The sequence below is a fragment of the Aquiflexum sp. genome (genome assembly GCF_977115555.1).
Genome location: NZ_CDSBKL010000258.1, coordinates 1 through 6,025, shown reverse-complemented (window position 1 = coordinate 6,025; position 6,025 = coordinate 1). Strand labels below are relative to the sequence as shown.

Genomic DNA, 6,025 nt, shown 5'->3' with positions numbered 1-6,025 from the left:
CATCTTCTATACAACATGTCTTTGATTCACACCTAAGACTTCACTACACACTTACTCCCAGACGGAGCAAATAGGTGAATTAAGGAAAAGTGTATACACCAAAAACGGGAAAGTCTAAGATTTCAAGATTACCTTGCTTTTAAAGAAAGTACCTACACCAAACGAAGGACGCGAGTCCGAATCCCGCCAGCTCCACAAATCATGAAGCCTTCCCCTAGCCTCTTTTGAGGGTTTGAGGAAGGCTTCTTCTTTTTCTCTCTGAACAAAGAAATGAAAGTTTAAAAAATCACCCACTAAGGCTTATGTCTTTAAAATAACAAGGCACTCTTGATACCTTGTGCTAATTTGCTACTGAAAGAACTTTGGAGTTCTCTTTTTTGATCTTTTTGAATGGAAAGAAAAGAAGTCCTGTTGCGGATTACTTCCCAAGCGTTGTCTTTCGCTTCTCTTTCACTTCCTGCCAATGTCTGGATTTTAAACTCAATCCCATTGATTTCCAATTTGATTACATACTTTACCATTTTTTCTAAATTTTAAATTAAGACCTAAAAACTTATTAACATTTTTCCCAGTTTTTAAACTGTACCTACAACTTGCGATTGATTCTTGTAAAGCGTTTATGTTGATACAAATTACATTTTTATATATTTAAAAAACAAATATTTGCATAAAATTATTTTAACATTTTTAAAAAAATTTTTTTAACATCGGCTATTGCCATTTGAGAAAATCATGAAAAAGCCGAAAAAAGCCATAAAAAAAGGTTTGAAGAAGGAAAACTCCCCTTCTTCAAACCCATGTAAAAAGTTAGATAATAAGTCCTATACCCCGAAATACGTATTCAATTCCTCGGCCATCAGTGATTTTTCATTCAGGTCTTTGATCACTTTTCCTTTTTCAAGCAATACTATCCTGTCACAAATCTCAGTGACATGATTCAAATCATGACTTGAAATCAAAAATGTAATCTTTGAATTTTCCTTGGACTGAAGAATCAGTTTCTTAAGTCTGTTTTGTGAACTCGGATCAAGATTTTCGAAAGGTTCATCCAAAAGCACTACATCAGGATGCCCCATCAAGGCAGCAGCGATGCCAACCTTCTTGAGATTGCCTTTGGAAAGGTCACGGATGTATTTTTTCTTGCCTAGAATCTCATCATTGAAAAGTTCCTTGAAACTTTCCAGGTGAAGCTTCAAATCTTCTTCAGACAACCTATAAATCTTTCGCAAAGTCTCAAAATATTCATCCGGTGTCAGGTAAGACAGCAACATGTGTTCATCGAGATAGGCACCGACCCTGCTTTTCCAATCCTCGCTTTTGCTTACATCGTTGCCTTCAATGGTTACTTTCCCTGCTGATGCACGGACCAGGTCTAGCATAATCCGAAAAAGTGTTGTTTTGCCTGCACCATTGTTTCCAACCAACCCAAAACATTCTGATTTGGGAATTTCCAATGCTTCTACATCAAGCACTACTGCTTCTTTGTATTGTTTTTTAAGTCCTTCTACCTTGATCATAATTCTTGTCTGAATGAAGATGATATTTCGTATCTATTTTGTAAAACTTTGTCAATTGAAATTTTGGATAAATAAGGAAAGGCAATAATTCCTGCAACACCCACCACAGCCAATGCCAAAAGACCCGCATACTGACTCACCAAAAGGGCAAAGGGCAGATAGATCACATATGGTGCTCCAATCATCGGTATGATCATCAAAAATTGGGCAATGCCCACGCCTTCATAATTAAACATTGCTCCTTTGTTGAGGTCCATAGGTTTTGGCTTCCACAGCGAAAGGTAAATCACCAAGTGCATAATGATTCCCATGTTGAAGAGGAAAGTGGCCACATGGATCAACAAAATGTCCCAACCAAAATACGCATAAGGAATAGACGCCAACATACAAAGGCAGGAAGTCACAATAAAGAGCAGATACTTTCCTTTGACCAATGCCTCAATTCCTGTTCTCTTTTGCAGGAAAAAGTCAAAATTTGCCGAATTCCAGCTTAGGAAAAGCTGCCCATATTGCAGCATAAATATCCCAGTGATAAAAGAACCTACGAACACAAACATGTGGCTAAAACCGGTTTCAGATTTATAGACAGGATTGGTATAAAATATCAGTCCATAAAGGAGGAAAAACCCTGCCAACATCAGGTAAGTCCTGCTTTTCTTATGCCTGATTATCAGCTTCCACTCCAGGTTTGCCAATTCCCCTGCGAGTCCAAACCTTGAGAAAATGCCCAAATCCTGATTGACGAAGCGGACATTTTCTTCCTGAGTAAGATCTTCCAAATAGGCATTGTTGTAATAATATTTGTATGCAAGCCAATAGGTAGCTAAAAACACCAATCCCAAAATTATGACAGGAACAGGTGTTGTCAGTGACCAATCAAAAATAGGCTTGACTAGACTTCCCAAATTGTACCATCCATAATAAGTAGAGCCCGCACCAATCAAAAGCAGTGCAAATACCGCCCCAATGCCTATCAGGCTATCCTCAAATTTTTGCTTGAACCACAGCATCAGCCAATGCAAAGACCAGCTTGTGAAAAGAATACAAAACAGCCAAGACCATGCTGCACCTGTCCCAAACCTTACTGCCACTTCCTGAAAAGCAAAAGGAGAAAACATCAAAGGTGCGATCAATGTCAATGGAGACACAAATGATCTACCCAAAAGGAAATGGATGATTTTGCTTTTTTTGATGGGAAGATGAAGAAACCGCTCCAATTCGATGACAGGAAGCTTCTGAATAAAATACCTGTACATAAACTCGAAAAGAAAGAAGTAGACCAACACACCGCTCAAAGTAGTGTAGGCATCAGTACTCTCAAATCCTTTCTCAATGATGGTTTTGAGAAATATCCCAAAAAACATCACATAAGAAAGCAGCAACAAAGCCAAAAAACCAAGAAAAACAGCTACCAAAGCGCTCTTGGCAAATGACGTGGACCGGATGGTTTTTAATAATTCCAGCCGGATCAGTTCTAAAACCATAATGGATTGAATAAGGGTTAAAAGATAAATAAATGTAATTTTGGTTTTGAATATAAGTAAAAGTAACCAAGCCTATAAACCAACCAAAATTTAATTGACCAAATGAAGGAAAATATACAGGAAATAGGATTTTTCAATATAGTACAAGAAAGAAGGTCCGTCAGGATTTTTAACCAAGCGGCACCTTTTGACCACCAAATTGTACAGAAATGCCTTGAAGCAGCCACACTTGCACCCAACAGTTCCAATATGCAGCTATGGGAATTTTACCGGATTCCTGAAACTTCAGCTCTCAAAGATCAGATTTCGCGACTTTGCATGAATCAAAAAGCTGCTACAACAGCCCGGGAACTAGTAGTCATCGTAACCCGAAGAGACAAATGGAAAAGCAGGGCTGCGGCCAATCTTTCCTATATTAAAGAAACTTACAAGAATTCTCCCGGTAAAAAACAAAAGCAGGCAGAAGCCTACTATGGCAATCTTGTTCCCAAGCTTTACTCAAAATACCCTTTGTGGTCACTGACCAAGCAAGTCATCGCCTGGTTTATGTCATTGAAAAGACCGATGGTCAGAGAAGTCACGGAGTCGGATGTCAGGGTTTCAGTTCATAAAAGTGCAGCCTTGGCCGCGATGACTTTCATGTATGCCATGAAAGCTGAAGGTTATGACACCTGTCCCATGGAAGGATTTGATTCTGTAAGAGTCAAAAAACTATTGGATTTGCCCAAATCAGCTGAAATCAATATGATAATCGGCTGTGGCAAGGGCTTGCCTGAAGGGATTTATGGAAAGAGATTCAGGCTGGCAAACGATGAAGTGATTTTTGAGAGATAAGTATAACCATTTCAATACCCATACTTCCCTTTCCACTTATCTTTCAGGTATTTTCTCAATTCATTTTCCCGGGCATTGTTGCCGGGATCATAGAGTTTGAGGTTTTTGATTTCGTCAGGCAAAAATTCCTGCACCACAAAATTCCCCTCATAATCATGGGAGTATTTGTATTCCTTTCCGTAATTCAAATCCTTCATCAGCTTGGTAGGTGCATTGCGGAGATGAAGCGGAACCGACAGGTCTCCTTTTTCCCTTACCAAAGCTTGCGCTTGGTTGATGGCCAGATAGGAAGCATTGCTTTTTGGGCAACTCGCCAAGTAGGTCACGCATTGTGAAAGGATAATCCTTGCTTCAGGATAACCGATGATTTTGACGGCTTCGAAGCAGTTTGTTGCAAGTAAAAGTGCATTCGGATTCGCATTGCCGATATCTTCTGAAGCCAAAATCACCAACCTCCTTGCGATAAACTTTACATCTTCCCCGCCTTCGATCATCCGAGCCAACCAATAAACGGCAGCATTGGGGTCAGAACCCCGGATAGATTTGATAAATGCTGAAATGATGTCGTAATGCTGCTCTCCGGATTTGTCATAGAGTGCTACTTTCTGTTGGGCGATCTCTGTGACTATTTCATTGGTAATCACACATGGATCCTCATTGATGCCATCTATGACAATTTCCAACAAATTCAAAAGTTTGCGCCCATCTCCTCCGGAAAGTCTCAAAAGGGCTTCTGTTTCTTTCAATTGAACAGTCTTCTTTTTGAGGTCAAGATCCTTTTCCAAGGCCTGTTTGACCATGGCTTCCAATTCTGACCTCCCAAGAGGATTAAGCGTAAATACCTGACATCGGGATAAAAGTGCTGCATTGACTTCGAATGAAGGATTTTCGGTAGTAGCTCCAATCAGTCTGATGGTCCCTTTTTCTACCGCACCCAACAAAGCATCCTGTTGGGATTTATTAAATCGGTGGATTTCATCAATGAAAAGAACCACGCCAAGCTGGAATTTTGCCTTGTCTATAACCTCCCGGATATCCTTTACACCTGAACTTACCGCACTTAAGGTATAAAATGGCGCTTTGATTTCATTGGCGATAATATTGGCAATGGTGGTTTTACCTACACCCGGAGGCCCCCATAGAATCAGGGAGGGCACATTGCCGCTTTTGATTGCTTTATACAAAAAAGAACTAGGCGAAGAAAGGTGCTCCTGACCGATCAGGTCTTCCAGCTTGTGGGGACGCATTCTTTCGGCTAAAGGGATCTGATTCATTTATTTTTTGGCAAAAGTTACTAAAAAGGAAATAGGAGTTTTCTAAATCTCGTTGACAAGCTTTTTCATTTTCTCCAATCCGGTTTTAGCTACTGTAAAGGCATCCTGTTTCCAATATTCCTGATTGAAGAGTTCTAGTGAAAGGACTTTCTTCCCTCCCATATCTTTCAGATCACTCAGTATCTCCTTTATCGGAGCGGCTCCATCTCCTGGATATACACGGTCTTTGTCTGCCTGTTCTTCTCTAGGAATGGAAGTAACAAAATCATTCATGTGGAAGATTTCAATGGCTGTCCCGCTGAGCATTTTTAATCCATTGTAACCCGAACCCCCTCTAAAAAGATGATAGACATCAGGCAAGATCCTGGCATCGGGATCGTTGGCGATTGCTGCCACCATCAATACCTGTCCTAAATGATAAAAAAACGGAAAGGCTCCCCAAAACTCCAATTGCGGCATCACTCCGGTTTTTCTACCCAAATCCAATAAGGCCTTGTACCGCTCTCCCGCTTTGAAAAGGTCCAAAGGCGCAGTCACTCCTGCCGCTGGTGCAGCAACCCTGGTACAACCCAAGGAAGCCAAAAGCTCCATTTCCTGTTCCATTTGTTCCATTCCGGCTTTTCTCTTGACATCATCATCCACCATCCATGGTGCAAAACCGATGGCATTTTCAAATTTCAAACCTGAATCCTCGATATATTTTTTCAATCCCGACACGGAATTTCCTGCAGCTATGTATTCCTGAATGTCTCTGATCCATAATTCAACCCCATCATAACCAGCCTTGGATGCAATGTCCAGATACCCGATCAATCCAGGTTTTTGACCCATGATGGTACTGGTATTCAGACAAAAGCTGAATTGACTTTCTTTTTTCCATTTTGGGCTGGCTTCTAAAATACCCGTTGCGGCCATC

General features: G+C 40.6%; 6 protein-coding genes. 1 reads left to right on the top strand and 5 read right to left on the bottom strand.

What is annotated here, in order from left to right; translation table 11 throughout:
* Positions 1-308: 308 nt before the first annotated feature.
* The 3 genes from ACZFYI_RS14250 to ACZFYI_RS14240 all read right to left on the bottom strand — a co-directional run bounded on the left by ACZFYI_RS14250 (position 309) and on the right by ACZFYI_RS14240 (position 3,001).
* A complete protein-coding gene (locus ACZFYI_RS14250; protein WP_462524797.1) occupies positions 309-521 on the bottom strand; it encodes a hypothetical protein in 213 nt (70 codons plus the stop codon).
* A gap of 300 nt (positions 522-821) precedes the next feature.
* Entirely contained in the window at positions 822-1,517 is a 696-nt protein-coding gene (locus ACZFYI_RS14245) for an ABC transporter ATP-binding protein (RefSeq protein WP_462524796.1), read from the bottom strand.
* Entirely contained in the window at positions 1,514-3,001 is a 1,488-nt protein-coding gene (locus tag ACZFYI_RS14240; protein WP_462524795.1) for a DUF5687 family protein, read from the bottom strand. The genes ACZFYI_RS14245 and ACZFYI_RS14240 overlap by 4 nt, the downstream gene beginning before the upstream one ends.
* Positions 3,002-3,103: 102 nt before the next feature.
* Here ACZFYI_RS14240 and ACZFYI_RS14235 point away from each other — a divergent pair, with 102 nt between their 5' ends.
* The gene (locus ACZFYI_RS14235; protein WP_462524794.1) at positions 3,104-3,835 is read left to right on the top strand and encodes a nitroreductase family protein; all 732 of its coding nucleotides are present in this window, start codon (positions 3,104-3,106) and stop codon (positions 3,833-3,835) included.
* Positions 3,836-3,846: 11 nt separating this feature from the next.
* Here the strand turns inward: ACZFYI_RS14235 and ACZFYI_RS14230 are convergent, their stop codons facing one another.
* Both ACZFYI_RS14230 and ACZFYI_RS14225 read right to left on the bottom strand, forming a co-directional pair.
* A complete protein-coding gene (locus ACZFYI_RS14230) occupies positions 3,847-5,109 on the bottom strand; it encodes a replication-associated recombination protein A (protein WP_462524793.1) in 1,263 nt (420 codons plus the stop codon).
* A 42-nt stretch (positions 5,110-5,151) separates the two neighbouring features.
* Positions 5,152-6,024, bottom strand: a complete 873-nt coding sequence (locus ACZFYI_RS14225; RefSeq protein ID WP_462524792.1) for a sugar phosphate isomerase/epimerase family protein — start codon at positions 6,022-6,024, stop codon at positions 5,152-5,154.
* Position 6,025 lies beyond the last annotated feature (1 nt).